This is a genomic window from Aeromicrobium phragmitis, assembly GCF_003674095.1.
GTDB lineage: Bacteria > Actinomycetota > Actinomycetes > Propionibacteriales > Nocardioidaceae > Aeromicrobium > Aeromicrobium phragmitis.
Map to the genome: position 1 here is coordinate 17,804 of NZ_RDBF01000012.1, position 25,856 is coordinate 43,659.

A 25,856-nucleotide genomic window follows, 5' to 3' on the forward strand; every position below is an offset into this window, starting at 1 on the left:
ATGCGCTCCGGCGCGATCCGTTTCCGCGGCTTCACTTGGCGTCCGGTCGGACGCAAGAACCCCACGATCGCCGGGCTCGACCTGCACATCGAGCCCGGCGAGCGGGTGCTGCTCGTGGGCCCGAGCGGCAGCGGCAAGTCCACACTCCTTCACGCGGCAGCGGGCGCGCTCGGCACGACGATCTCCGGTGAGGCGTCCGGCGACGTCAGCGTCGAGGGCCGCCTCGGTCTGGTGCTGCAGAATCCCGCCGACGCCATCGTGGCCGAGCGGATCGGTCGCGATGTCGCGTTCGGTCCCGAGAACCTGGGGTTGCCGCGCGATGAGATCTGGCGGCGCGTGGACAGGGCGTTGTCCGCGGTGCGGCTGGACTACCCGCGCGACCACCTCACCTCGGCGCTGTCGGGCGGCGAACAACAGCGGCTCGTGCTCGCCGGAGTGCTGGCGACCGAGCCGGACGTCGTGCTGCTCGACGAGCCCACCTCGATGCTCGACGCGGTCACGGCCGAGCGTGCGCGCGACGCCGTGCTGGCCGCGGTGGGGGACCGGACGCTCGTCGTGGTCGAGCACCGGTTCGAGCCGTGGCTCGACCATGTCGACCGGGTGGTCGCGCTCGATCCCGGCGGCGTGGTCGGCTTCGACGGCTCGGTGGGGGAGTTCCTCGCCTTGGGCGGCCGGCCCGGCCTGTGGATGCCCGGTGCCCCACCGCCCACCCCCGTCGACATCCCCGCCGCCTTCGTCACGCCCACCCCCCATAGCTGGTCGAGTAGCCCCGTTTCTAGGTGGTCGAGTAACCGCGCCCTTCGATACACCGCCTCGTTCCTCGACACTCAGGAACCAGAACGAGCGGTGATGGAGCCATCGCAGCAGGGGGCGTCAGCCGCGATGGAGCGAGACCACGCTCCGAGCGCCCCCAAGCCCGTCATCGCCTCCGACGTCGACGTCGTCCTCACCACGCGGATGATCCGCGGCACGCGTCGGCACCCTGCACTCTCGAACTTCTCCGCCCGACTCGACCCGGGCACCACCACGGCGATCACCGGCCCGAGCGGCGCCGGCAAATCGACCGCGCTGCTCGCGATGACCGGTCTCGTCCGCGTGTCCGGCGGAACCGTCACGCCCGACCGCACGCGGATGCGTTCGCGCGACCTGGCGCGGGAGATCGGCTGGGTGCCGCAGAATCCCGAGCTGGGATTTCTGACGACGAGCGTCCGCGAGGAAGTCGAGCGCACCGCGAGTGCGCTCGGCGTCGAGGTGGATGCGGACGAGTTGCTCGCACTCGTCGGTCTCGAGCGGTTCGCGCCCTCGCACCCGTATCGGCTGTCCGGAGGGGAGCAGCGGAGGCTCGCGATGATCAGCGCCCTCGCGCATCGTCCGGGCTTCGTCGCGCTCGACGAGCCGACGGTCGGGCAGGACCGCGACACCTGGGCGGTGGTGACCGGCTGGTACACCGCGGCCGCGCGGGCGGGCGCGGTCGTCGCGCTCGCCACGCACGATCCGGACGCGCCTCGCGACGCGGAGATCTCCGTAGGTGAGGCGGTGACGGCGACATGAGGACACTCGTCACCCGGGTCAACCCGCTCGTGCTGTTGTCGGTGGGCGCGTTCTCGCTGATCGGGTCCTTCGCGGTCCGTTCGCTGCCGATCGCCCTCGTGACGATCGGCCTCTACGCGCTGGCCGCCCTGATCTTCCTACCGACGTGGCGTTACCCGCTGGCATGTCTGGCGTTCTCCGGCTTCGCGGCGGTCACGATCGTCTACTCGACCTGGCGCCTCGGCGGACCGAACACCGAGGTCGCCGTGGTGGCGGGCCTGCGCATCCTGGTGCTGGCGTGGCCGGGCTCCGTGATGGTCGGGTTCATCGACCCCGGGCGGCTGTCCGACTACGCCGCGCAGACCCTCCGTCTCCCGGCCCGGGGAGTCGCGGCGTTCTCCGCGGCGCTCCAGCGGTTCAGCGGCTTCGCGCAAACATGGGAATCGCTGGAACGCACCCGACGCGCTCGCGGCGTCGCGCCCGGACGTCATCCGGTCGGCCAGGTGAAGCACAGCGGCTCGATGGCCTTCGCGCTGCTCGTCCAAGCCATGCGTGGAGCGTCCTCGTCATCCATCGCGATGGACGCTCGCGGCTTCGCCGACGCGCGCGCTCGGACCTGGGCCGAACCCGCCACGTGGTCGCGATTGGACCTCGGTGGACTCGCACTCACGGTGACCCTCGGTGCTGTTCCAATCGTGCATTTTCTCGCAGGTCTCTAGGCCGTCCTGCTTGTGCCTGCCCGCAGTCAGCTCCTTGAATACGGTGGGCAGCTCGTCAGACAAGATTTCCCGTCCGTCTCGACCAATTCCGCGCTAGTCTCGGCTGGTGAGCCTACGACCAAGCGATGATCTAGGGATGCGTCCTGCGTACAAGGATCTGTACTTTGGTAAGAGTGATTCGCGTAACGAGGTCAACGATGACCGAGACGAGTTCGTAAAGAGTTACGTTGATCTGAACGGTGCTGTGGAGGCAGTTACTTCAGGTCGAGCCTTCCTAATACTGGGTCCGAAGGGCACTGGTAAATCGGCCCTAGCCTGGTACCTGAGCGCTGCCGAGACGGCAGGTACTCACCTCGCTCTTGTCCGCGACGCCGCCAACTTGCCTTTGGCTGAAATTCCGCGTCTTCAAACTGGCCAGGCCGAGGGGCCTGAGCGAACAGTCACAGCTTGGAAATTCATCCTTCTATGTAGCTACCTAGAACTTCTCTTGCGTGATCATGGGTGCAAGTTGCGTAACGAGCGGGAAGTCTTGCGCATCGCGAAAATTCTGCGCGATTTCGGATTCATGGGTGACGCCTCAGGCAGAGCGTTGGTACGTGCTTCGAGCACCACAATCACGATTCCGCTACCGTCGCTCGGGCAGATATACAAAAAGGAGAATAGGGCGTCGCTTAACATCTTCAACCTAATCCCCTACATGGAGCGATGGGTGGCAGAGGCTCAATCGGAGACTCGTCACGTCCTAGTGCTGGACGGATTGGACTCGATCTTTCTTAACGACACTCTCTATGACGAGAGTCTTTCGTCGCTAGTTCAGGCCGCATATTCATTGAACCAGATTTTACGAGAGCATCAAGCGACTGGCAGTGTCGCCCTCCTCATTCGCAACGACGTTTTCGCCCGTGTTGCGCTCTCTCTCCCCGATTCCCAAAAGATGCGTGATGATCTGTCGATTGACCTCGATTGGCGGGTACTTTCCGGCCAGGCGGGTGTGAATGCCCCACTCATGCAGCTGGTCAATGCGAAGGCTGCCCGGGCTCTCGACCTCGAGAGGGTAGACGTCTTGAGCTACTTTCCTGAAAAGATTACCGTCGGTCAGCGAAGCCCGGGAGATCCTAAACGCATTCCAACATTTCAGTATCTACTGAATATGACCCGCCACACACCTCGGGATTTATTGCGCTTGTTCGAGGAAATCCGAAAGGTAGAGTCCTCGGGACTTTATGGCGACGGGGGAGAAACCCTCGCCGACGAAGTTATTCATGAAGGAGTGCTTAAGTATTCGGCGAAGTATTTTGTGGGAGCGATTCAGAACGAATTCGCCGGTTTCGAAGGCGGCCCTGAGCAGGCATCTGCCGCCTTGTCGGCCCTAAAGTTTATGAATGCACAAACGTTCGATCGCAAGGACTTTGAAGGAGCACTGGCAGAGGTCTCGTCGATGGCTGAGGGGCAGACTGATTCTCTACTTCAGCTCCTCTTTTACGCCGGAGCTATCGGAAACTACCTGCCGAGTCATAATGAAAGTCATATGCAGTTTTTTCATCGTCGCGACGAGACTCAGATCTATCTGAAGGGGCACTTCATTTTACATCATGCGCTGATACATGCGTGGGGATTGAAGCGGAGTCGGGGGAGCTCTCTTCGCGAGGGTAATTCATCCTCTCGCTTAGCGCCGAACTCGCAGGAGCCGCGGCGGCGAAGGAATAGGACGCGAGGTGGACGTCCGATAGAAAGGGGTCCTGGCGAGTAAGGGAGTGGTTGAGCCGAGCGTATCCGCTGTGGGCGTAGGCGGAGAGTGAATCGCGCTCCGCGGTGCTTCAAGTGCACGTCGGCAACCCTCCCAGCTGTGGCTGCGAACACGGCACGATCTGCGTAGGCTGAAACCCGCGTCACGTTCATGCTGATACAGGGGGAAGCGCATGTCGCTTGCAGTGCTCGACCGGGAACGCACCGTCGCCAAGCCGGGGTTCAACCGGTGGCTGATTCCGCCGGCGGCGTTAGCCGTCCACCTCTGCATCGGCCAGGTGTATGCGACGAGCGTCTACAAGGCGTCGCTAATCGAGCACTTCGACGTCTCGCTCACGCAGGTCGGCATCGTCTTCTCGATCGCGATCGTGATGCTGGGTCTGTCGGCCGCGGTGTTCGGTACGTGGGTGGACACCGGCGGACCGCGACGGGCGATGGCGGCGGCGGCCGTCTGCTGGTCGGTCGGCTTCCTCGTCGGCGCGCTCGGCATCTTCACCGAGCAGCTGTGGCTGCTGTACCTCGGGTACGGCGTCATCGGGGGCATCGGCCTCGGTATCGGGTACATCTCGCCGGTCTCGACGCTCATCAAGTGGTTCCCGGACCGTCCAGGGCTCGCCACGGGCATGGCGATCATGGGCTTCGGCGGCGGCGCGATGATCGCCAGCCCGCTGTCCCGCAACCTTCTCGACCTCTATGACCCCGTGATGGAGGGCGGCGTGGCCTCAGGTGACGCCGTGGGCAAGCTGTTCCTCACCCTCGGTATCGGTTACCTGGTCGTGATGCTGTTCGGTGCCTGGCTGGTGCGCGTGCCCGCTCCCGGCTGGCGCCCGGAGGGCTTCGACCCGAGCACCGTGAAGAGCAAGTCGCTCGTCACCACCGAGAGCGTCTCGGCGAACAACGCACTCAAGACGCCACAGTTCTGGCTCCTGTGGGTCGTGCTGTTCTGCAATGTCACCGCCGGGATCGGCATCCTCGAGCAGGCGGCGCCGATGATCCAGGACTTTTTCCGCGAGGGTGACTCGTCCGCGGTCGCCGCGTCGGCGGCCGCCGGATTCGTCGGCTTCCTGTCGCTGTGCAACATGGCCGGACGGTTCGTCTGGTCGTCGACGTCCGACATCATCGGCCGCAAGAACATCTACATCGTCTACCTCGGCCTCGGCGTCATCCTCTACGCCACGCTGGCCTTCGGCGGATCGTCGTCCGTGCTGCTGTTCGTCCTGCTCGCCGGCGTGATCCTCAGCTTCTACGGCGGCGGATTCGCCACGATTCCCGCGTACCTGCGCGACCTCTTCGGCACCTTCCAGGTCGGCGCGATCCACGGCCGCCTGCTGACCGCGTGGTCGGCGGCCGGGGTGGCGGGTCCGCTCATCATCAACGGCTTCCTCGACGCCCGCGGCGAGCCCGGCGCTCTCACCGCATCCGACTATCGCCCGGCGCTGTTGACGATGGTCGGAGTGCTGGTGGTCGGCTTCCTCGCGAACATGCTGGTGCGTCCCGTCGCCGACAAGTTTCACGAGCCGCGCGAGGAGGCGGGGGCGGAACCGACCGCGGACGACGCGCCGGTGGAGGCGGAGTCGGAGGCCACCTCCTCGACGGGAACGACCCCACTGCTGGTCGTGGCCTGGGCGGTCGTCGGCATCCCGCTCGCCTACGGCGTCATCCAGACCGTCCGCACCGCGGCCAGCCTGTTCTGAGGCCGATCAGCTCGGTGACTCGGACGTAGCGGAGCCGGAAGACGTCCAGCGCACGACGTCGAGCAGTGGCGCGCAGCCCTGCTCGCGAAGCCGTGCGACCTCAGCGCAGAAATGGTCGACCGTGAAGGACAGGCCATGCAGCTTGGGGCGTTCGGCGCGTGCCGTCCGATGCAGACGCTGGTCGCCAAACTTCGCTGATCAGCGTCCGAATTCGTGCATAGTGGTGGTTCGAACAGCAGCCGCGTGCGTGTATGCCGAGGAAGGACACGATGTCTGTCCCGTCGATAACGATGGAGAACGTCACCGTGAGCTATCGCCGCAGGAAAGCGCTGGACGACGTCAGTTGGAGCATCGGTCCTGGCCGTGTCGGCCTCGTGGGACCTAATGGTGCGGGAAAGAGCACGCTGATTCACTGTTTGGTCGGCTTGTTGCGAGTTCGGTCCGGGCGGATCGAGTTCGCGAACTCCGGCGCCTCCGTGGGTTTCGTGCCGCAGAAGCCGGAGTTGCCGGGACAGTTGCGGGTTCGGGAGACGATCGAGTACTGCGCGTGGCTGCGGGGCGTGCCCCGCAAAGCGACCGGGGCGCTCGCCGATGACGTCATCGAGTCCTTCGCTCTCGAGGAGTTCGCCACATCGAAGGTTCGCGCGTTGTCGGGCGGACAGCGTCAGCGTGTGGCGATCGCCGCTGCTGTAGCGCACCGCCCCGAGGTCCTCATCCTCGATGAACCCACGGCGGGGCTCGACCCCACCCAGCGCCTCGCGGTGCGCCGTTGCATCAAAGAACTCGATTCTGTGGATTGTGTGCTCATCGCGACCCACCTGGTCGAGGACATCGAGCACCTTTGCTCGGACGTCGGGGTGCTCAATCGCGGACGACTGGAGTTCACCGGTTCCGTGGACGAGCTGCTAGCGCGGGCGCCGGCGGCGGATGCGGGTGTTCATGGTTCTGCTTTCGAAGAGGCGTACGACGCCATCGTCAACGGAAACAGCTGATGCTTGCGCGTCTTTGGTGGCCTTACAGTCCGGCCTGGGTTCTCGGCATGATGGGTCTGATCGCGGTGTTCGGGCTCGTCGCCAATCTTCCCGGTCAGGGCGCGTACCCGTGGTGGGTCGAGTCGTCGGCTGCGCCGCGCGAGTCGCTCGCCGTGGTCGCACTGCCGATGACGGTCACCTCTGCGTTGCTGGGCCATGACCTCGCCCGCAGAGGGACCCTCTTGCACGCGGCCGCCGTCGGCCGGCGTGCCCGGCAGCTTGCCTGGCACGTGGCCGTCCTGTCCGTTGCCGCGCTGGTCGGTTTCGTCGCCGGGCTCACTCCGTTGTGGTGGTGGACTGCAAGCTCGGCTACCTGGGGCGCTCCGAGCATCGCTGACGTCCTCATCGCGGTGGCGGGAATCGTGGCGCTCAACACCGTCATGTTCGTGCTGGGTGCGATGACGACGCGCGTCGTGTGGAGTTTGCTCGTCGCGGTCGGCGGTGCCTTGTGGCTGCTCTTGCCCATCGTCGTCGATCGGGCGCTGAGCGTAGTCTCGCCGGCCTGGCATTGGTCCTCCCACCCGCGGTTCTCGCCGAACCTCACCGTCGCGACCTACTTCGTCTTGTTCGCCGCCCTCGTTGTCACGGTGGCGTTCGTCTGGCACTCGCGTGAGAGCAATCGCGCGCCCCGGTTCGTCGCCGCTGGCGGGCTCGTCGGGGCGCTGATCATGGCGGCGTACCCCTTCGCGTGGCGCCCGCACCTCTACGTGCACCGTGTGGAGGCCGAACCGACGTGCCGGGTCGTCGACGGTGTCGACATCTGCGTGCATCCGGCGAACGAGAAGGCGATCCCCGTCGTCGGTCGACGTATTTCTGCCGCCAATGAGGCGTTCGGCGTACCACTCGTCGAGTCGTTCCTCGACTATTCGGCCGCCGATGTGATCGAGTTCCGGCCGGGTCGCGTGCTCTCGAACATCTACCCCGCAGATCTGACTGAACCTCTCGATGCCGCGCTCGTCGATCAGGCGTCGGGTCTCCTGCTATGCCACGAGCCGGGCACCTCCGATGAGGAGAACATCAACGTGGCTCAAGCCATCTCGGCTCGACTCGGTGAGGCTCTCGGCATCGGTCATCACTACTTCAGCGGAACCGACCGACGGATCGCCGAGCTCGTGGCATCCTTCAGCGACCGAGAGTTCGTGCAGTTGCTGCGCGAAAACGCTGACCAAATGTGGCGCTGCGGTCTCACCCGGGAGGACTTGTCGCCATGATGAGGACACTTCTCGTGGCGCGGAGTTTCGGGATCACGTTGGTGCTGACGGCCGCCGCAACTGCCTACTGCGCGCTCTGGCCTGGTTCGGGGGTCGTCGTGGAGATCTGGTTCGGCCACCCGCCCCGGGGTGCGAACTCTTACGAGCTGGCGGCCGTGCTGCTGTCGATCGCGTTGCCCCTGGTATCGCTGAACTCCCTCGGACTGGCCGAGCACGACGCCATCGGTGAAGCACGGGTGCCATTGCTCGCGCACAGCGTGGTCCTACTCGTACTTCCGCTCGTGCCGTTCGTCGCCTTCTACGCCCGTGTCCGACTCGACGGATCCGCCACCGACCTGCCTCATCCCGCAGGGATGCTCGCAACACTGCTCGTGTACTCCGCCGTCGCCGCGATCCTCATCCGGCTCCTCGGCCCGTTATTCGGGGGAGCGGCCGTTCTCGTCTTGTACGTCGGCGTCGTGCTTGCGCAGCACTACTTCGGCTCGTCGTGGCTCGGTGGTGTCGTTTCGACGTCGCTCGACTGGCAGACCAACCCAGCGCTGCTTCTTGTGGTGATGGTCGGAGCGCTCACGGTCAATGCACGCACGCGCGGCACTCTGGGCCGCCGTCTGCTGATACATGCCGGAAACCGATAGGGACCGCCCTGTACTCGCGCGATCAGGTCAGCGACTCGAAGAGCATGACGATGAGCCCTTCGGGTCCGCGGATGTAGCAGAGGCGGAAGACGTCCCGGTAGTTCACGACGTCACGCAGCGCGGCTCGTAGCTCTGCTCGCGAAGGCGGGCGAGTTCGGCGTTCGAGGTCGTCGACCTCGAACGACACGCGATGCAAGCCGAGCGTGTTCGGCGGGATTGTCGTTGGTGTCGCCCGTGGACTCGCGGTGCAGGTACTGCCTGAGTTCGAGGCGGCCATGGCCGTCCGGGGTCTGCGGCATGGCGATCGTGCTGCGCACCTCGTCGAGCCCGACGGCGTCGTCGACCGGCGGTTGGACCCGCGTGGGAACCCGTCGCCGACGGGTCAGTCGGTGTTCTGCACGGCAAAGTCCGTGCCCTGGCTGGGGTCGGTCGGCGTGCCCCGGTCGCGGTCCGGCAGGAACGAGCCGAGGAAGAAACACACGGTCAGACCCGCGAGCACGTACCCGACGATCAAGGCCGGGTGAGTCGGCCCGACGCCGAGCAACAGCGCGACGGCGCCAGCGATCGCCAGAGCCAGGAAGAGGCACCCGAGCGCGAACCGGTAGATCGCCATGCCGCTGTACTGCGGCGAGTCGCCGACGCGGTACGTTGACTGCTCCGGCTCTCGGCCGAATCTCGGTGTGCGAGTCATCGCGCTCAGGCTAGCGCGAGGTCAGCTTCGCTTGCGGGCGGCGCGGGCGCGCTCGCCCGAGTCGAGGATGACCTTGCGGATACGCACGTTGCTCGGCGTGATCTCGACGCACTCGTCCTCGCGGCAGAACTCCAGCGACTGCTCGAGTGACAGCTTCTTCGGCGGAATCAGCTTCTCGAAGTTGTCGGCGGTCGACGAGCGCACGTTGGTCTGCTTCTTCTCCTTGGTGATGTTGACGTCCATGTCGTCATCACGGGAGTTCTCGCCGACGATCATGCCCTCGTACACCTCGGTGCCCGGGTCGATGAACAGCGTGCCGCGTTCCTGCAGGCTGGTCATCGCGTACGACGACGCCGCGCCGGCGCGGTCGGCGACGAGCGAGCCCGACGGGCGCGTCGAGATCTCGCCGTGCCACGGCTCGTAGCCCTCGAACACGTGGTGCGCGATACCGGTGCCGCGGGTGTCGGTGAGGAACTCGGTGCGGAAGCCGATCAGTCCGCGCGACGGCACCAGGAACTCCATCCGGACCCAGCCCGTGCCGTGGTTGATCATCTGCTCCATGCGGCCCTTGCGCACGGCCAGCAGTTGCGTGACGGTGCCGAGGTACTCCTCGGGCGTGTCGATCGTCAGCCGCTCGACCGGCTCGTGCAGCTTGCCGTCGATCTGCTTGGTGACCACCTGCGGCTTGCCGACGGTCAGCTCGTAGCCTTCTCGGCGCATCTGCTCGACGAGGATCGCCAGCGCGAGCTCGCCGCGGCCCTGGACCTCCCACGCGTCGGGACGGTCGGTGGGCAGCACACGGATCGACACGTTGCCGATCAGCTCGCTGTCGAGCCGATCCTTCACGAGGCGGGCGGTGACCTTGGTGCCCTTCTCGCGGCCGGCGAGCGGCGAGGTGTTGGTGCCGATCGTCATCGAGATCGCCGGCTCGTCGACGGTGATCAGCGGCAGCGCGATCGGGTTGTCCGGGTCGGCGAGCGTCTCGCCGATCATGATCTCGGACATGCCGGCGATGGCGACGATGTCGCCCGGGCCGGCCTGCTCACCCGGCTTGCGCTCCAGCGCCTCGGTGATGAGCAGCTCGGTGACCTTCACCCGGTCGACCGAACCGTCGCGCTTCATCCACGCGACCTGCTGCCCCTTCTTCAGCACGCCGTTCTTGACGCGGACGAGGGCGAGGCGGCCGAGGAACGGCGAGGAGTCGAGGTTGGTGACGTGCGCCTGCAGCGGAGCGTCCGCGTCGTACTCCGGCGCCGGGACGTGCTCCATGATCGTCTGGAACAGCGGGATGAGGTTGTCGTTGTTTGGCAGACCACCGTCGGCCGGCTGCTCGAGCGAGGCGCGGCCGGCCTTCGCCGAGGCGTACACGACGGGGAAGTCGAGAGCGTCGTCGTCGGCGTCCTCGGGCAGCAGGTCCATGAACAGGTCGTACGTCTCGTTGACGACCTCGGCGATGCGCGCGTCCGGCCGGTCGACCTTGTTGACGACGAGGATCACCGGCATCTTCGCGGTCAGCGCCTTGCGCAGCACGAAGCGCGTCTGCGGCAGCGGACCCTCGGACGCGTCGACCAGCAGCACGACGGCGTCGACCATCGACAGGCCGCGCTCCACCTCGCCACCGAAGTCGGCGTGGCCGGGGGTGTCGATGATGTTGATCGTCACGCCGCCGTCCGACCCGGGGCCCTGGTAGCGGACCGCGGTGTTCTTGGCGAGGATCGTGATCCCCTTCTCGCGTTCGAGGTCGCCCGAGTCCATCACCCGCTCGGTGACCTCCTCGTGCTCCGCGTACGCGCCCTGCTGCTGGAGCATGGCGTCGACGAGGGTGGTCTTGCCATGGTCGACGTGGGCGACGATGGCGACGTTACGAAGGTCAGAGCGTGTGGGCACCGGGAAATCCTATGCGAAGTGTCGAAATTCCCCGCGTCGGTCCGTCATCGTGGTGACCAACGATGGAAGGACAAGCATGGCAACGCAGTATCTGATCGCCCTCCCCGGCGACGAGGACGTCTGGGAGCAGATGGGACCGGAAGAACGCGAGAAGGTGTTCGACCGGCACCGGGAGTTCTCCGAACAGCTCGCCGCCAGAGGCCACGAGATCACCGGCGGCGCCGAGCTTGAGCACTCCAAGCACGCCAAAGTCGTGCGCGCCGAGGGCTCCGGACACGTCGTCACCGACGGCCCCTACGCCGAGACCACCGAGCAGCTGAGCGGCTTCTACATCGTGGCCAGCGACGACCTCGACGACCTGCTCGACGTCTGCAAGCTCATGACCTTCAACGGCGGCGTCGTGGAGGTGCGTCGGTTGGTGGACGAGTCCGGATCGTGACGACCGAGGACGCAGTCGAGGAGGCGTGGCGCGAGCACTGGCCACGGCTCCTCGCTCTCCTCACCGCGCGGTTCGAACGCGTCGACCTCGCCGAGGACGCGTTGGCTGAGGCATTCGCCCGAGCCGCGCGCCGGTGGCCGACCGACGGTGTGCCCGCCTCGCCGGTCGCCTGGCTGCACCGGGTCGCCCAGCGCGAGGTGATCGACCGGCTGCGTAGCGAGGTCAGCGCGCACCGGGCCGCCGCGCGGATCGCCGAGGACCTCGCGCAGCGCGTCGATCCCGGCGAGCCCCAGCTCGAGGCCGTCGCGGACGACATGCTGCGGCTGGTCTTCCTCGCCTGCCATCCGGCGTTGCCGCCGCACGCGCAGACCGCACTGGCGTTGCGGTGGGTGCTGGGCCTGCCCACGACGGAGATCGCGCGGTTGTTCGCGGTCGCACCGACCGCGATGTCCGCGCGCCTCACCCGGGCGCGCCAGCGCGCTGCCGCCGAGCCGCGCGCGTTCGAGCTGCCCACCGGAGCGGCACTCGACGACCGCGTGGAGGGCGTCCTTCGCACGGCCCACCTGCTGTTCACGTCCGGGTATGCGCCGTCCGAGGGCACGGAAGTGGTCCGGCCCGAGGTCTGCGCGGAAGCCATACGCCTGGTCGCCGTCGTCGACGACCTCCTGCCCGGACGCGCCGACGTGCAAGCCCTACGGTCGCTCGTGGAACTGCAGCACGCCAGGCGCGACGCTCGTGCGGACGCGGCGGGCGACTTCGTGCTGCTCGCCGAGCAGGACCGTCGGCGCTGGCGACACGACGAGATCGCCCGGGCCATGGAGCGGCTGCTCGCCCTCGGCCCGTCCGCCGGCTTCGCCGAGGAGCTGCGGCTCCAAGCGCTGATCGCGGCCGTCCACGCAGTGGCGCTCCATCCTGACGAGACCGACTGGCCGCTGGCGCTGACGTTCTACGACCGACTGCTCGCGCTCAGCGGTGAGGATCGGGTGGTGCGGCTCAATCGAGCCGTCGCTGTCGCACGCGTCCACGGCGCGGCGCAGGCGCTCACCGAGTTGGGGATGCTCGACCCACGGGATCATCGGACGGCCGGTGCGCTCGCCGAGTTGCATGCCGAGGCCGGAAACCCGGAGCTGGCCGCGGCGCTGTTCACCTCTGCCGCGCACTGGTGCGCCTGCGACCCCGTTCGCCGCCACTACCAACGACGAGCCCGCGAGATCACGACGGCCTGACGCTGTGGGTGGTCGAGTAGCGGCGAGCTCTGCGAGCGGCGTATCGAGACCGGCTGACGCGACGTGGTCTCGATACGGCCCTCGTTCCTCGGGCCTACTCGACCACCTATGGAACGGCTCGGGCCTACTCGACCACCTATGGAACGGCTCGGGGCTGCTCGACCACCTATCAACGTTGCGCTGTGGTAATCATCACGGAGACGCAACAGTTGCGCGGGCGTTAGTATCTTGCGGTGACTTCCTCAGACCCGCGCACGGCCGCTTTCGCGGACCTCGAGGCCTTCCTCGGTCGGGTCTTCATCAACGCCGAGTCGGAGGCCTACGAGGTCTTCCTCGCGATGGACCTGTCCTTCTCGCAGGCCCGCACGTTGTTCACGCTCGCGCAGACCGACGGTCCGCTCGCCATCGGTGACATCGCCAAGCTGGTGTCACTCTCGGTCGCGGCCGCCGGTCGTAACGTCGACCAGCTCGTCAAGCTCGGGCTCGTCGAGCGCACCGAGTGCGACCAGGACAGGCGCGTCAAGATCGTCGCCCTCACCGACAAAGGCGTCGAACTCGCCCGCGCACATCTGGACGCCAAGCGTGACTCCGTGCGCCACATGCTCGACCGACTCGACCTCGATCAGTGCGAGCGCCTCAGCGAGGCCCTCGCGCCCCTGCTCGCCCTCACGAAAGAGGACCTGTATGACCAGCACTGAGCTGCCTGAATACCCCGAGAAGATCGACTCCGCAGTCCTCAAGATCGCCGGTGTCGTCGTTCTCGGTTCGATCATGTCGATCCTCGACATCACCGTGGTCAACGTCGCGCTGCCGACGTTCATGACCGACCTGAACGTCCAGAACTACTCCACCGTGGCCTGGACCGTCACCGCCTACACGCTCGCGCTCGCGACCGTCATCCCGCTGACCGGCTGGGCCGCCGATCGCTTCGGTACCAAGCGTCTCTACTTGCTCGCGCTCGCGCTGTTCACCGCCGGGTCCGTGCTGTGTGCGGCAGCGCAGAGCATCGAGGCGCTGATCGCGTTCCGTGTCGTGCAAGGTCTCGGCGGCGGCATGCTCATGCCGCTCGGCATGACGATCTTGACCCGGGCGGCCGGCCCGCAGCGGATGGGCCGCCTCATGGCGATCCTCGGTGTGCCGATGTTGCTGGGCCCGATCCTCGGCCCGATCCTCGGCGGCTGGCTGATCGACCACGCCACGTGGCACTGGATCTTCCTCATCAACCTGCCGCTCGGCGTCGCCGCGCTCGTCTATTCGTGGGTCGTCCTGCCCAAGGACACCCCGCAGCCGGGCGAGTCGTTCGACTTCCTCGGCATGCTGATGATGTCGCCCGGCCTGGCGCTGTTCCTCTACGGCGTCTCGTCGATTCCCGACGAGGGAACGATGGCCGCTCCCAAGGTGTGGGCCACGATGCTCGCCGGCGGCCTGCTGGTGCTCGCGTTCATCGCTTACTCGTTCAAGCCCCAGCACCCGCTGCTGGATCTGCGACTGTTCCGCAACTACAACCTGTCGATCTCGACGCTCACGATGTTCCTGTTCGCCGCGGCGTTCTTCGGCGGGCTGCTGCTGGTGCCCACGTACTTCCAGCAGGTCCGGATGGAGACGCCGTTCGACGCCGGGCTCCTGGTGGCTCCCCAGGGCATCGGCGCGATGCTGACGATGCCGATCGCCGGCGCCCTCGTCGACCGCTTCCCGGTCGGTCGCATCGTGCCGGTCGGGCTCGCACTCATCTGCGCCGGCATGTTCGGCTTGACCCGGGTCGAGGCCGACACCTCGTACCCGTACCTCATCGGCGTGCTGTTCGTGATGGGCCTCGGCATGGGCGCGACGATGATGCCGCTGATGACGTCGGCGCTGCGGACGCTCGCCAACCATGAGGTCGCGCGCGGCTCGACGCTGCTCAACATCACGCAGCAGGTCGCCAGTTCGGTCGGTGTCGCGATCATCTCGGTCGTGCTGACCAACCAGCAGAAGAGCTCGGACGCCGTGTCCGCCGCCCGGGCCCTCGCCGAGGCCGAGCGCACGGGCGAGCAACCGCCGTCCGCGGTGCTGCAGTACGTCCAGTCGGTGGGCGATCAGTTCGAGAAGCTCGTGTCGCAGGAGGCGGCCGCCGCGTTCGCCCACAGCTTCTGGATCGCCTTCGCGCTCTGCGTGGTGACCTTCGTGGCCACGCTCTTCCTGCCCAAGAAGCGCGAGGCGAGCCACCTGCTGGACGACGAGGGCAAGCCGCCCGTCGTCATCCACTGAGAACACGACAAAGGCCCCGGCGCTGGTGCAGCGCCGGGGCCTTCGTCACGTTCACCGGGAGGTGGTGGTGCCCCCGGTGTCGTCGCCGTCACCGTCGGACTGCTCGGCGTCGTACTCGTCGATCGCGCTCGAGATGCGCTCATCGACCTGTTCGCCGAAGTGATCCTCGAAGTTCTCCGAGATCGTGTCGACCACCTGCGACGTGACCGCCGGTGTCACCCGCTCGGTCAACTCGAGCTGCCACTCACGTTCGCGCGCCCGCCGGCTGAGGCGGCGAATCTCCCGGTACTCCGACTTGAGCGCCTTGTAGGTGGCGAAACACATCGCGATCATCACGATGCTGAACGGCACGGCGGTGAGGATCGCGCCGGTCTGCAGCGCCACCAGTCCGCCGGCCAAGAGCAGGCCGATCGCCACGCCGCCCTCGAGGAAGGCCCACATCACGCGACTCCAGGTCGGCGGCTCCTGGTGTCCGTTGTGCGCGAGCATGTCGACCACGAGCGAACCGGAGTCCGACGAGGTCACGAAGAAGATGATGATCATGACGATCGCGATGACGGACAACACGGAGCTGAGTGGGAGGTTTCCGAGCATCTCGAACAGCGCGTTCTCGCTCGTCACGCTGCCGTCCTCATTGGTGAGGTTCTCGCCGTTCATCTGCTGATAGATGGCGCTGCCGCCCATGACCGTGAACCACGCCATGGTGACGAGGACGGGCACGAGCAGGACGCCCGAGACGAACTCGCGCACCGTGCGGCCACGGGAGATCCGCGCGATGAACAGGCCGACGAACGGCGACCAGGAAATCCACCAGCCCCAGTAGAACGTGGTCCAGGCGGCCTGCCATTCGATGCCGGCCTCACCCGTGAGCGCGCTGGTGTTGAAGCTCATCGGCACGAGGTTGAACAGGTAGTTGCCGATGTTCTGGACGAAGTCACGCAGCAGGAACAGCGTCGGACCGAGGGCCAGGATCGCGATCAGGAAGACGCCGGCCAGACCGAGGTTGGCGTTGGAGAGCCACTTGATGCCCTTGCCGACGCCGCTGACCACCGAGAGGGTCGCGACCAGTGTGATGGCCAGAATGAGCGCGACGAGCTGCCAGTCGAACACCTCGTCGATCACACCGAGGCTCACGAGGCCGGCGGAGATCTGCTGAACGCCGAGGCCGAGCGACGTCGCGACGCCCGCGATGGTGCCGACGATGGCCACGACGTCGATGATGTCGCCGACCCAGCCCTTGACCCGGTCGCCGAGCAGCGGCTCCAGCGCCCAGCGCAACGAGACCGGCCGCCCCTTGCGGTGGATCGCGTACGCCAACGCCAGGCCCACCACGACGTAGATCGCCCAGGCGTGGAAGCCCCAGTGCAGGAAGACCTGCGACATCGCCGAGTTGACCAACTGACCGTCGGTGCCGCTCACGCCGGGTTTGGGGTCGACGAAGAAGGTCAGCGGCTCGGCGGCGCCCCAGAACACCAGTCCGATGCCCATGCCGGCCGCGAAGAGCATGGAGAACCAGGCAAAGATGCCGAACTCCGGCTCATCGTCGTCCTTGCCGAGCACGATGTCACCGAAGCGACCCGCGCCCATCCAGATCGCGAAGATCACGAAACCGGACACGATGAGGACGTAGTACCAGCCGAGGCCGCGCACCACCGTGTCCTGCAGCGTGCTCATGACATTCCCGGTCGCGTCGGGGAAGCCGACGCTGATCGCTACGACGACCGCGAGGAAGCCGAGCGCCGGGTAGAAAACGCCACGCCGCAGCCGCGGTGCGTCGTCCGTCGAGGTCGATGCCACTGTCAACTCCTTGCATTGGGGAGTAACTGCCAACCCAACACTGTGTCAGCGAGCGCCGCCGCAGGCAAACGGACGTACTCGTCAGGGGCGCGGCGAAAGCGGTCCGCGGGCCACCTTGTGCGAGGCGGCCTGGGCAACGGGTTTGATGACGAGGACGTCGATGTCCACGTGCGCGGGGCGGGTCGCGATCCAAGCGATCGCGTCCGCGACGTCGTCGGCCGACAGCGGGTTCTCCACGCCCTCGTACACCTTCTCGGCGCGCTCCTGATCGCCGCGGAACCGGGTGAGCGAGAACTCCTCGGTCTGGACCATGCCCGGAGCGATCTCGCTGATCCGCACCGGCTCACCGTTGAGTTCGAGCCGCAACGTCTCGGTCATGACCGCCAGGCCGTGCTTGGCTGCGGTGTACCCGCCGCCGCCCTCGTACGCGTGGTGCCCGGCGATCGAGCCCACGTTGATGATCGTGCCCGTTCCCGAGCCGGCTGCCCGCAGAGCCGGGAGGAGCGCCCGCGTGACGTTGAGGGTGCCGATGACGTTGATGTCGTACATCCGTCGCCAGTCCGCTGGATCGGACTCCTCGACGCGCTCGAGGCCGATCGCGCCGCCGGCGTTGTTGACGAGCAGGTCCAGTGAGGGGCCCACTGCGTCGGCGAGCGCGGCGACGGCGTCGGGGTCGGTCACGTCGCATGTGACGGCCGTGCCGCCGATCTCAGCGGCGAGCGATTCGATGCGCTCGGTTCGGCGTGCCGCGCACACGACGCGGTACCCGTGGGCGGCGAGCGCGCGAGCGGTGGCGGCACCGATGCCGCTGCTGGCGCCGGTCACGACGGCGAGGGGCTGGCTGCTCATGGCTTCATCGTCGCAGAGCCCGCCGTCGCGATCGCGACGAGCGCCTCTGCCGTGCGCGACAGCCTCCGTTCGCGCGACCAGACCACGCTCAACGGGCGACGAGCGTTCATCGTGGTCGCCACGGGCACGAGCTCGCCATTCTGGACGGCAGCGGTCACTGCGCGCTCGGACACGACGCCCGGTGCGATCCCGGCGATCACGGCGCCGACGAGGCTCGCCGTCGAGCTCGCCTCGAGCGCCACCGTCGGTGCGCTGCCCAGCGCCGCCTCGAACGTCCGTCGAGTGCCGCTGCCGGGTTCGCGCAGGACGAGGGGCTCGGCGGCCAGCTCGTCGGTCGCGACCGGTTCGTCGCGGTGTGCCCACGGATGCGAGGGGTGGGCGACCACCACGAGCGCGTCCTCGCCGATTCGGCGTACCGCCAGGTCGGGCGGGAGGTCCGGAGTCTCGATGAATCCGAGGTCGGCGGTCCCGTCGTGCACGAGACCGATGACGGCGGCGCTGTTGACGACCATGAGCTGCGGTGTTGCGGCCGGATACCGAGCCCTCAGCTCACCGAGCCAGCGGGGCACGAGGTAACCGGCGACGGTGAGGCTCGCTGCCACGCGCAGCCCTCGGTCGTGCCGCTCCTGCAACGCTTCGAGCCCCGCCTGGAGTGCGGCGACCCGCTCGAACGCCGCGCGGCCCCACCCCGCGACGGCCTGCCCCGCGTCGGTGAGCCGGGACCCTCGAGCCGAGCGCTCCACCAGCGCCAGGCCCCAGCGCGCCTCCATCGTCCGCAGTCGTGCGCTGGCGGCGGGCTGGGTGATGCCGAGATGGCGAGCGGCGGCGCCGATGCTGCCGTGCTCGTCGACGGCGATGAGGACTTCGGCTCCTTCGAGGTCCGGGATCATCAACGCAGCTTATGGCTGGTCGCGATCTCGGGTCTACCGAGCCGGCCTCGACTCGACCAGCCTTGAGGCATGACGCCGGTGACCCGCAGCGGGCTGCTGCTGGCGGCGATCGCGCTGATCGGTGCCGTCGCTTCGGGGTGGCCGGTCAGTCCCTTGGTCGTCGCCCTGGTCGCCGGTGTTGCGGTCGCTCAGTTCCCGGAGCGCTGGCGCCCGGCCACGATCGACGACCTCGGGCGATTCGCGTTGCGGCTCGGCGTCGTGCTGCTCGGCCTCCGATTATCGGCTGGCCAGCTGGCCGATATCGGCCTCGCCGGGCTGGTCGTCGTGGTCCTGACCGTCACCGCGACATACACCGCGACGCGCGTGGTCGGCCGGCGACTCGGACTTGACGAGGATCTCGTCACGCTCGTCGCCGTCGGGTTCTCGATCTGCGGCGCGGCGGCCATCGCCGGCATCCAAGACGTCGTGCGCGCTCGCGGTGCGGCGGTGGCTCAGGCCGTCGCGATGGTCACGATCTTCGGTTCCGCGATGATCGCCGTGGTGCCACTGACCGCCGACCTCCTCGGGCTCGGCCCCCGGGAGACGGCGGTGTGGGCCGGAGCGAGCATCCACGAGGTCGCCCAGGTCGTCGCCGCCGGCGCGGCCGCTGCTCCGACGGCCGTGGGCATCGCGGTCACCGTCAAGCTCGCCCGCGTGATGCTGCTCGCGCCGCTGGCGGTCGTCGTCGGCCGGGGCCGGACCGCCGGCGGCGCCCGCACACTCCGAGTGCCCTGGTTCGTCATCGGTTTCCTGCTCGCGGTCGGGGTACGGAGCACCGGCGTCCTCGACCCTGCCGTCCTCGCGACGGCCGATCGGCTCGCCACCGGTCTGCTCGCGGCCGGGATGTTCGCGCTCGGCACGACCGTCCAATTGCGGACGCTCGCCCAGGGGACAGCGCGACTGTTCGTCCTCGCCGCGACGAGCACCGCCGTCGCGGCCGGTGTGCCCCTAGCCCTCGTTCACCTCCTCCTGTGAGGTGGACGTCGCGTTGCCCGCTGGGGACGATGCGGGAGAATGCCTAGGTGGATATCAGCCGCATCGCCATGCTCTCGGCGCACACATCGCCCCTCGAGCAACCCGGCAACGGCGACGCCGGCGGCATGAACGTCTATGTCCTGGAGTTGTCTCGACGGCTGGCACGTCGCGGCATCGAGGTCGAGATCTTCACCCGAGCCACCTCGCGACACCTTCCTCCCGTCGTGGACGCCGAGCCCGGAATCCGGGTGCATCACGTCGCCGCCGGCCCCTTCGACGGCCTCGAGAAGAACGACCTGCCGGCGCAGCTGTGCTCCTTCGTCCGCGACGTGCTGCGCGCCGAGGTCGAACACGCGCCCGGATACTTCGACCTCGTCCACTCGCACTACTGGCTGTCCGGGCAGGTCGGCACCGTCGTCCGCGACCGCTGGGGCGTTCCGCTGGTCCATTCGATGCACACCATGGCCAAAGTGAAGAACGCCGCGCTCGCCGACGGCGACACTCCAGAACCGCTGGGCCGGGTCTGGGGCGAGGAGGAGATCGTGCGATTCGCCGACCGACTCATCGCCAATACCGACGAGGAACGGCGCGAGCTCATCGAGCTGTACGGAGCTCACGGCGGCCGCGTCGACATCGTCCATCCGGGCGTCGACCTCGACGTCTTCCACGCGCACGATCGCGACGAGGCCCGGCGACGGCTCGGGATCGCGCCGCACACCCCGCTCGTGGTGTTCGCCGGCCGCATCCAGCCGCTCAAGGCGCCCGACATCGTGCTCAAGGCGGTCGCGAACCTGCGTCGGCGCCATCCGGCGCTCGGCGTCGAGGTCGCCGTCGTCGGCGGCGCCTCGGGCAGCGGCCTGGATCGTCCCGGCGAGTTGCAGGATCTTGCCCAGGAACTCGGCATCACCGAGGCCGTGCACTTCGTTCCCACGGTCTCGCAGACCGACCTCGCCCAGTGGTACTCCGCCGCGTCGACCGTCTGCGTCCCGTCCTACAACGAGTCCTTCGGACTCGTCGCGATCGAGGCGCAGGCGTGTGGCACGCCGGTCGTGGCCGCACGCGTCGGCGGGCTGACCACCGCCGTCGCCGACGGGGTCACCGGAACCCTGGTCGACGGCCACGAACCCCGCGACTACGCCGACGCACTGTTCGCCTACCTGACCGACGGGCAACTGCGTTCCGACGTGGGCCAGAAGGCCGTCGCGCACGCCGAGATGTTCAGTTGGGACGTCACGGCCGACCGTACGATCGCCAGTTATGAGGCCGCTGTGCGCCAACGTCATGAGGAGCTGAGGAGCACGCCATGAGCGCCGTCCACGACACCATCGTCGCCGCCCTCGCCGCGTCCGGGCTCGAGTACGTGCGGCACGGCGACGACGTCTTCGAGATCGACCTGCCGGGGGAGCGCAAGCTCAAGACCACCTGCCGCCTCGACATCGGGCGCCACGCGCTCGGTGTGCACGCGTTCGTGGCGCGCCGTCCGGACGAGAACCACGAGGCCGTCTACCGCTGGCTGCTCGAACGCAACCTCAAGCTGTTCGGGGTCGCGTTCGCGGTCGACAGCGTCGGCGACATCTACCTCGATGGGCGGCTGCCCCTGCACGCGGTGACCGAGGACGAGATCGACCGCATCCTCGGGGCGGTCCTCACCTACGCCGACGAGTCGTTCAACACCATCCTCGAACTGGGCTTCGCCAGCTCCATACGCAAGGAATGGGCGTGGCGCGAGTCGCGCGGTGAATCGACCCGCAATCTCGAGGCCTTCAAGCACCTCCGCCCCCGCGACGACGAATCGACGGCATGAAGGCAACGGTCTTCGTCGACGTCGTCGACGCGTGGTCGTACGTGGGCTCGGTGCGGTTCGAGCGGGCCGCGGCGATGTACACGATCCTCACCGGCGAGCCGGTCGAGATCGGCTACCGAGCTTGCCGCGTTGCTGACGCCGCGCCCGCCGACGAGGTGGTCGCGGCCGCGCGGATCAGCGGCATCGAGCTCAACGTGGAGGAGATCGTCCCCGCGGACTCCACCGACGCCTGGCGGCTGCTGACCTGGGCGATGGAGTCCGGAGAAGCGGTGCAGCGCGAACTGCTCCACCAGCTGTGGCGCGCGCATTTCCTCGAAGGCACCGACATCGCGGACTCGTTCGTGCTCGCCAGCCGGGCGGCGCTCGTCGGACTCGAACTCGAAGCCGCGGACGGGCTGCTGGCGAGCAACGAGTACGCCGAGGACGTCGAGCGGCAGCGCGACACCGCGGCGCACCTCGGGGTGGACACGACGCCGTTCATCGTCGTCAACGCTTCGCGGACGATCGCGGGCGGACACTCGCAGGACGACTACCTCCAGGCGCTCCACCGCATCGCCCACGGCATCGATTGATCGCTAGGCTGAGCGGCATGAGCACACTGGTCCTGCTGCGCCACGGTCACAGCGAATGGAACGCCAAGAACCTGTTCACCGGCTGGGTCGACGTCGACCTGAATGAGCAGGGCGTCGCCGAGGCCATGCGCGCGCCCGAGTTGCTCCGCGAGGCCGGAATCCTGCCGGACGTCTCGCACACCTCGGTGCTGCGTCGCGCCATCCGCACCGCGCAGATCACCCTCGACGGCATCGACCGTCACTGGATCCCGGTCAAGCGTTCCTGGCGGCTGAACGAGCGCCACTACGGAGCGTTGCAGGGCAAGGACAAGAAGGCCACGCTCGAGGAGTTCGGCGAGGAGCAGTTCATGACGTGGCGCCGCTCCTACGCGACTCCGCCCCCGCCGATCGCGGACGACGACGAGTACAGCCAGGCCGGCGACGCGCGCTACGCTTCGCTGCCGTCGGAACTGCTGCCGCGCACCGAGGCGCTCGCGCAGGTGCTCGTCCGGCTGCTGCCGTACTGGTACGACGAGATCATCCCCGATCTGCGCGCCGGTAAGACGGTCCTCGTCACGGCGCACGGCAACTCGCTGCGCGCGCTCGTCAAGCACCTCGACGACCTCTCCGAGGAAGCCGTCGTCGGCCTCAACATCCCGACCGGCATCCCGCTCGTCTACGAACTCGACGACGACATGAAGCCGATCGAGAAGGGCGGGAAGTATCTCGACCCGGAGGCCGCGGCGGCCGCCATCGCCGCCGTCGCCAACCAAGGCCGCTAAGCGGCATAGGTGCTCGAGTAGGAGGTCGCTCAGCGACCGACGTATCGAGGCCGAGGCCACCTCACTCGGCCGTTGGTGGTCGAGTAGGCCGGAGCGCTAGCGGAGCGCCGTATCGAGACCTCGCCACGTCGCGTGGTCTCGATACGCGGCTCGTTCCTCGCCGCTACTCGACCACCTATCCCGGCATAGGTGGTCGAGTAGGAGGTCGCTCAGCGACCGACGTATCGAGGCCACCTTCACTCGGCCGTTGGTGGTCGAGTAGGAGGTCGCTCAGCGACCGACGTATCGAGACCTCGCCACGTCGCGTGGTCTCGATACGCGGCGGCTACGCCCTCATTGCCACGGCTCCATGCTCCCTCGTTCCGGTTCCTGAGTAGCCGCGAGGAACGAGCGGCGTATCGAAGGGCGCCGCTACTCGACCACCTAACAGGGCGAGGAACGAGCGGCGTATCGAAGGGCGCCGCTACTCACCACCTACAACTCGCGTCAGGTGCCGTACTTGTAGCCGAGGCCGCGGACGGTCGTGAGGGTCGTGGGGTGCGCCGGGTCGGGTTCGATCTTGGCGCGCAGGCGCTTCACGTGGACGTCGAGCGTCTTGGTGTCGCCGACGTAGTCCGCGCCCCACACCCGATCGATGAGCTGCCCGCGGGTCAGCACGCGACCCGGGTTGCGGAGGAAGAACTCGAGCAGCTCGAACTCCTTGAGCGGGAACCGCACCTCCACGCCGTCGACGGTGACGATGTGACGGTCGACGTCCATCCGGACCGTGCCGACCTGCAGCGTGGGGCTCTCCTCGGCCTCCTCCACGCCACCGCGGCGCAGCACCGCGCGGATGCGCGCGACCAGCTCGCGCGGGGAATACGGCTTGGTGACGTAGTCGTCGGCGCCGAGTTCGAGCCCGACCACCTTGTCGACCTCGGTGTCCTTGGCACTCACCATGATGATCGGGACGGCTGACGTCTGCCGGATCGCCCGACAGACCTCGGTGCCGGGGATGCCCGGCAGCATGAGATCGAGCAGGACGATGTCGGCACCGCCGCGTTCGAACGCCTCCAAGGCGTCCGTTCCGGTCTCGGCGACGGCGACATCGAAGCCCTCCTTGCGCAGCACGTACGACAGCGCTTCGCTGTAGGAGGCTTCGTCCTCGACGATCAGAACCTTGGTCACAGTTGCTCCTCATCGAGCGCTACGGCTGGCAGCACCAGCGTGAAGGACGAACCGAGGCCGGGTTCGCTCCAGACCTCGACCGTGCCGCCATTGCTGGCGGCGACGTGCTTGACGATGGACAGCCCGAGGCCGGTGCCGCCCGTGGAACGCGCCCGGGCCGGGTCGACCCGGTAGAAGCGTTCGAAGATGCGCTCCAACTCGGTGTCCGGGATGCCGATACCGGTGTCGGAGACCGTGATGCGGACGTCGTCCTCGTCGCGCGTGGCGACGACCGAGACCTTGCCGCCGGCGTCGCTGTAGGTGACGGCGTTCTCGACGAGGTTGCTCACCGCGGAGTGCAACTGGGCACGGTCGCCGTGCACGACCAGGTCCGGCTCCACCTCGGTGGCGATCTCGATGTCCTTGCCCTCGGCCTCGGTGGTCGAGTGCTCGACGGCCTCGGAGACGAGCTCGGAGACTTTGACGGTCGCCGCGTCCTCGCTCGCCGTGTCGTTCTGAAGGCGCGAGAGGTCGATGATCTGCTGGACGAGCCGGGTGAGGCGCTCGCTCTCGGCTTGCATTCGCTGCGAGAACCGGACCACCGCCTCGGGGTCGTCCTTCGCCTCGCCCACGGCCTCGGCGAGCAGGTTGAGCGCGCCGATCGGCGTCTTCAGTTCGTGACTCACGTTGGCCACGAAGTCGCGCCGGATCGTCTCGACCTGTCGCTCGCGCGTGCGGTCGTGGATGAGGACGAGCTGCAGGCGACTCGTCAGCGGTGCGACTCGGGCTTGCACGTGGATCGGCGGGCGGCGGCGCTGACGGATGGTCAGCTCGGCCTCGCGGACCTGCCCGTCGCGCCGCACCTGCCGGCTGAGCTCGGTGAGCTCACCGGGTGCGAGCTCGCCGTCTTTGACGATGCCGAGTGCCACGGCCGGTGCCGAGGCCTGCACGACGGCGTCGGCGTCGTCGATGAGCACGGCGGACGAGGAGAGTACGGCCAGGACGTCCGTGACCCCTTGCGGGACGAGCGGAGCTTCCTCGACCGGCGGCAGCGCCTCCTGGCGTCGCTCGCTCAGCCTCCAGACCCAGGCGAGCGCGGCCCCGACCACGACGCCGAGCATCCCGACGATGACATAGCTCGCGCTGACCTCCACATGCTCGATCGTAGGGCGCTGTTCACCCAGGATCCGCATCCAGGACCGCACCTCGCCCACAGTTTCGGTTGTCGTTCACGTCCCGTTCACCATGCGTCGCTCACCGTTCACCGGCCCGGCGTAGTCTCGCGGCATGCGAGACCAGTACTACGAGCAACTCGACCGCATCGTCGACGACCTCGTCACGTTGACCACGACTGTCCGGGGCTCGGTCGCCGACTCCACGACGGCGCTCCTGCACGCCGACACCACGATCGCGGAGAAGGTGATCGACGCGGGCCGGGAGGTCGACGCGTCGATCGACGAGGTGGAGGAGCGCGCGCTCGTCGTCCTCGCCACGCAGCAGCCGGTCGCCACCGACCTGCGCCAGATCGTCGCCGCGCTGCGCATGCTCGCGGACCTGCAGCGCATGAACGCGCTCGCGGTGCACGTCAGCAAGGTCGCCCGCCGCCGGGTGCCCGAGTCGGCGGTGCCGCTGGCGGTGCAGCCCACCATCCGCTCCATGGCGTCGGTGGCCGACTCGATGATCGAGAAGGCCGCGCGGATCGTCGGCAACCGCGATCTGACTGCTGCCGCCGCCCTCGAGGTCGAGGACGACGAGATGGACCGGCTGCGTGCCGATCTCTTCCGGGTGCTGCTCGGCGGCTCCTGGGAGCACGGCATGGAGGCCGCCATCGACCTCGCGCTGCTGGGCCGCTACTACGAGCGCCTCGGCGACCACGCCGTCAACATGGCCCGTCGAGTCGTCTTCCTCGTGACCGGCGAGTTGCCGGTCGGCAACTGATCTCACCGAACGACGAAGGGGGCTGCCAC

Annotated in this window: 25 protein-coding genes; 17 read left to right on the top strand and 8 right to left on the bottom strand. The window is 67.6% G+C overall.

Features of this window, described 5'->3' with window-relative positions; genetic code table 11:
• The 7 genes from D9V41_RS13680 to D9V41_RS13705 all read left to right on the top strand — a co-directional run bounded on the left by D9V41_RS13680 (position 1) and on the right by D9V41_RS13705 (position 8,566).
• A complete protein-coding gene (locus D9V41_RS13680) occupies positions 1 to 1,551 on the top strand; it encodes an ABC transporter ATP-binding protein (RefSeq protein WP_121795144.1) in 1,551 nt (516 codons plus the stop codon).
• The gene (locus D9V41_RS13685) at positions 1,548 to 2,249 is read left to right on the top strand and encodes an energy-coupling factor transporter transmembrane component T family protein (protein ID WP_121795145.1); all 702 of its coding nucleotides are present in this window, start codon (positions 1,548 to 1,550) and stop codon (positions 2,247 to 2,249) included. The genes D9V41_RS13680 and D9V41_RS13685 overlap by 4 nt, the downstream gene beginning before the upstream one ends.
• Before the next feature lie 136 nt (positions 2,250 to 2,385).
• Complete coding sequence (locus D9V41_RS17605; RefSeq protein ID WP_133434195.1) at positions 2,386 to 3,999, top strand: P-loop ATPase, Sll1717 family; 1,614 nt, start codon at positions 2,386 to 2,388, stop codon at positions 3,997 to 3,999.
• A 169-nt stretch (positions 4,000 to 4,168) separates the two neighbouring features.
• Positions 4,169 to 5,689 (top strand): L-lactate MFS transporter, encoded by a 1,521-nt coding sequence (locus D9V41_RS13690; protein WP_121795146.1) that lies wholly within the window; start codon positions 4,169 to 4,171, stop codon positions 5,687 to 5,689.
• A 269-nt stretch (positions 5,690 to 5,958) separates the two neighbouring features.
• Entirely contained in the window at positions 5,959 to 6,681 is a 723-nt protein-coding gene (locus D9V41_RS13695; protein WP_208006867.1) for an ABC transporter ATP-binding protein, read from the top strand.
• A gap of 47 nt (positions 6,682 to 6,728) precedes the next feature.
• Complete coding sequence (locus tag D9V41_RS13700; RefSeq protein ID WP_121795148.1) at positions 6,729 to 7,931, top strand: hypothetical protein; 1,203 nt, start codon at positions 6,729 to 6,731, stop codon at positions 7,929 to 7,931.
• Positions 7,928 to 8,566 (top strand): hypothetical protein, encoded by a 639-nt coding sequence (locus D9V41_RS13705; RefSeq protein ID WP_133434196.1) that lies wholly within the window; start codon positions 7,928 to 7,930, stop codon positions 8,564 to 8,566. The genes D9V41_RS13700 and D9V41_RS13705 overlap by 4 nt, the downstream gene beginning before the upstream one ends.
• 22 nt (positions 8,567 to 8,588) lie before the next feature.
• On the opposite strand, the gene D9V41_RS17870 is transcribed toward D9V41_RS13705, so the two are convergent.
• The 3 genes from D9V41_RS17870 to typA form a co-directional block, all read right to left on the bottom strand.
• On the bottom strand, positions 8,589 to 8,753 hold the full coding sequence (locus D9V41_RS17870; protein WP_166376048.1) for a VOC family protein: 165 nt from the start codon (positions 8,751 to 8,753) through the stop codon (positions 8,589 to 8,591).
• A gap of 195 nt (positions 8,754 to 8,948) precedes the next feature.
• Positions 8,949 to 9,257 (bottom strand): hypothetical protein, encoded by a 309-nt coding sequence (locus D9V41_RS13710; RefSeq protein ID WP_133434197.1) that lies wholly within the window; start codon positions 9,255 to 9,257, stop codon positions 8,949 to 8,951.
• Between the two features lie 21 nt (positions 9,258 to 9,278).
• Entirely contained in the window at positions 9,279 to 11,144 is a 1,866-nt protein-coding gene (typA, locus tag D9V41_RS13715; RefSeq protein ID WP_121795151.1) for a translational GTPase TypA, read from the bottom strand.
• A 76-nt stretch (positions 11,145 to 11,220) separates the two neighbouring features.
• On the opposite strand from typA, the gene D9V41_RS13720 reads away from it, so the two are divergent.
• The 4 genes from D9V41_RS13720 to D9V41_RS13735 all read left to right on the top strand — a co-directional run bounded on the left by D9V41_RS13720 (position 11,221) and on the right by D9V41_RS13735 (position 15,056).
• Complete coding sequence (locus D9V41_RS13720; RefSeq protein WP_166376049.1) at positions 11,221 to 11,583, top strand: YciI family protein; 363 nt, start codon at positions 11,221 to 11,223, stop codon at positions 11,581 to 11,583.
• A complete protein-coding gene (locus tag D9V41_RS13725; RefSeq protein ID WP_166376050.1) occupies positions 11,580 to 12,809 on the top strand; it encodes an RNA polymerase sigma factor in 1,230 nt (409 codons plus the stop codon). Before D9V41_RS13720 ends, D9V41_RS13725 begins: the two co-directional genes overlap by 4 nt.
• Positions 12,810 to 13,042: 233 nt before the next feature.
• Positions 13,043 to 13,507, top strand: coding sequence for a MarR family winged helix-turn-helix transcriptional regulator (locus D9V41_RS13730; protein WP_208006868.1), 465 nt, complete (start codon positions 13,043 to 13,045; stop codon positions 13,505 to 13,507).
• Positions 13,494 to 15,056: a DHA2 family efflux MFS transporter permease subunit gene (locus D9V41_RS13735; RefSeq protein ID WP_121795154.1), complete on the top strand. Its 1,563-nt coding sequence runs from the start codon at positions 13,494 to 13,496 to the stop codon at positions 15,054 to 15,056. Before D9V41_RS13730 ends, D9V41_RS13735 begins: the two co-directional genes overlap by 14 nt.
• A gap of 51 nt (positions 15,057 to 15,107) precedes the next feature.
• Here D9V41_RS13735 and D9V41_RS13740 read toward each other — a convergent pair whose 3' ends face one another.
• The 3 genes from D9V41_RS13740 to D9V41_RS13750 all read right to left on the bottom strand — a co-directional run bounded on the left by D9V41_RS13740 (position 15,108) and on the right by D9V41_RS13750 (position 18,592).
• Complete coding sequence (locus D9V41_RS13740; RefSeq protein WP_243697280.1) at positions 15,108 to 16,853, bottom strand: BCCT family transporter; 1,746 nt, start codon at positions 16,851 to 16,853, stop codon at positions 15,108 to 15,110.
• A gap of 81 nt (positions 16,854 to 16,934) precedes the next feature.
• On the bottom strand, positions 16,935 to 17,702 hold the full coding sequence (locus D9V41_RS13745; RefSeq protein WP_121795156.1) for an SDR family NAD(P)-dependent oxidoreductase: 768 nt from the start codon (positions 17,700 to 17,702) through the stop codon (positions 16,935 to 16,937).
• A complete protein-coding gene (locus D9V41_RS13750) occupies positions 17,699 to 18,592 on the bottom strand; it encodes a LysR family transcriptional regulator (RefSeq protein WP_121795157.1) in 894 nt (297 codons plus the stop codon). Before D9V41_RS13750 ends, D9V41_RS13745 begins: the two co-directional genes overlap by 4 nt.
• 69 nt (positions 18,593 to 18,661) lie before the next feature.
• Here D9V41_RS13750 and D9V41_RS13755 point away from each other — a divergent pair, with 69 nt between their 5' ends.
• The 5 genes from D9V41_RS13755 to D9V41_RS13775 are packed head-to-tail and all read left to right on the top strand — an operon-like array spanning position 18,662 to position 22,743.
• Positions 18,662 to 19,606, top strand: coding sequence for a YeiH family protein (locus tag D9V41_RS13755; RefSeq protein WP_121795158.1), 945 nt, complete (start codon positions 18,662 to 18,664; stop codon positions 19,604 to 19,606).
• A 47-nt stretch (positions 19,607 to 19,653) separates the two neighbouring features.
• Positions 19,654 to 20,913, top strand: a complete 1,260-nt coding sequence (mshA, locus tag D9V41_RS13760; RefSeq protein WP_341770327.1) for a D-inositol-3-phosphate glycosyltransferase — start codon at positions 19,654 to 19,656, stop codon at positions 20,911 to 20,913.
• Positions 20,910 to 21,410 (top strand): type III secretion system chaperone family protein, encoded by a 501-nt coding sequence (locus D9V41_RS13765; protein WP_121795159.1) that lies wholly within the window; start codon positions 20,910 to 20,912, stop codon positions 21,408 to 21,410. The genes mshA and D9V41_RS13765 overlap by 4 nt, the downstream gene beginning before the upstream one ends.
• On the top strand, positions 21,407 to 21,982 hold the full coding sequence (locus D9V41_RS13770; RefSeq protein ID WP_121795160.1) for a DsbA family oxidoreductase: 576 nt from the start codon (positions 21,407 to 21,409) through the stop codon (positions 21,980 to 21,982). Before D9V41_RS13765 ends, D9V41_RS13770 begins: the two co-directional genes overlap by 4 nt.
• Positions 21,983 to 21,999: 17 nt before the next feature.
• On the top strand, positions 22,000 to 22,743 hold the full coding sequence (locus D9V41_RS13775) for a phosphoglyceromutase (protein WP_121795161.1): 744 nt from the start codon (positions 22,000 to 22,002) through the stop codon (positions 22,741 to 22,743).
• A 486-nt stretch (positions 22,744 to 23,229) separates the two neighbouring features.
• On the opposite strand, the gene D9V41_RS13780 is transcribed toward D9V41_RS13775, so the two are convergent.
• On the bottom strand, positions 23,230 to 23,910 hold the full coding sequence (locus D9V41_RS13780; RefSeq protein ID WP_121795162.1) for a response regulator transcription factor: 681 nt from the start codon (positions 23,908 to 23,910) through the stop codon (positions 23,230 to 23,232).
• Positions 23,907 to 25,043, bottom strand: a complete 1,137-nt coding sequence (locus tag D9V41_RS13785; RefSeq protein ID WP_121795259.1) for a sensor histidine kinase — start codon at positions 25,041 to 25,043, stop codon at positions 23,907 to 23,909. Before D9V41_RS13785 ends, D9V41_RS13780 begins: the two co-directional genes overlap by 4 nt.
• 133 nt (positions 25,044 to 25,176) lie before the next feature.
• Here D9V41_RS13785 and phoU point away from each other — a divergent pair, with 133 nt between their 5' ends.
• Positions 25,177 to 25,827 (top strand): phosphate signaling complex protein PhoU, encoded by a 651-nt coding sequence (gene phoU, locus D9V41_RS13790; RefSeq protein ID WP_121795163.1) that lies wholly within the window; start codon positions 25,177 to 25,179, stop codon positions 25,825 to 25,827.
• The last annotated feature ends 29 nt before the right edge of the window (positions 25,828 to 25,856 follow it).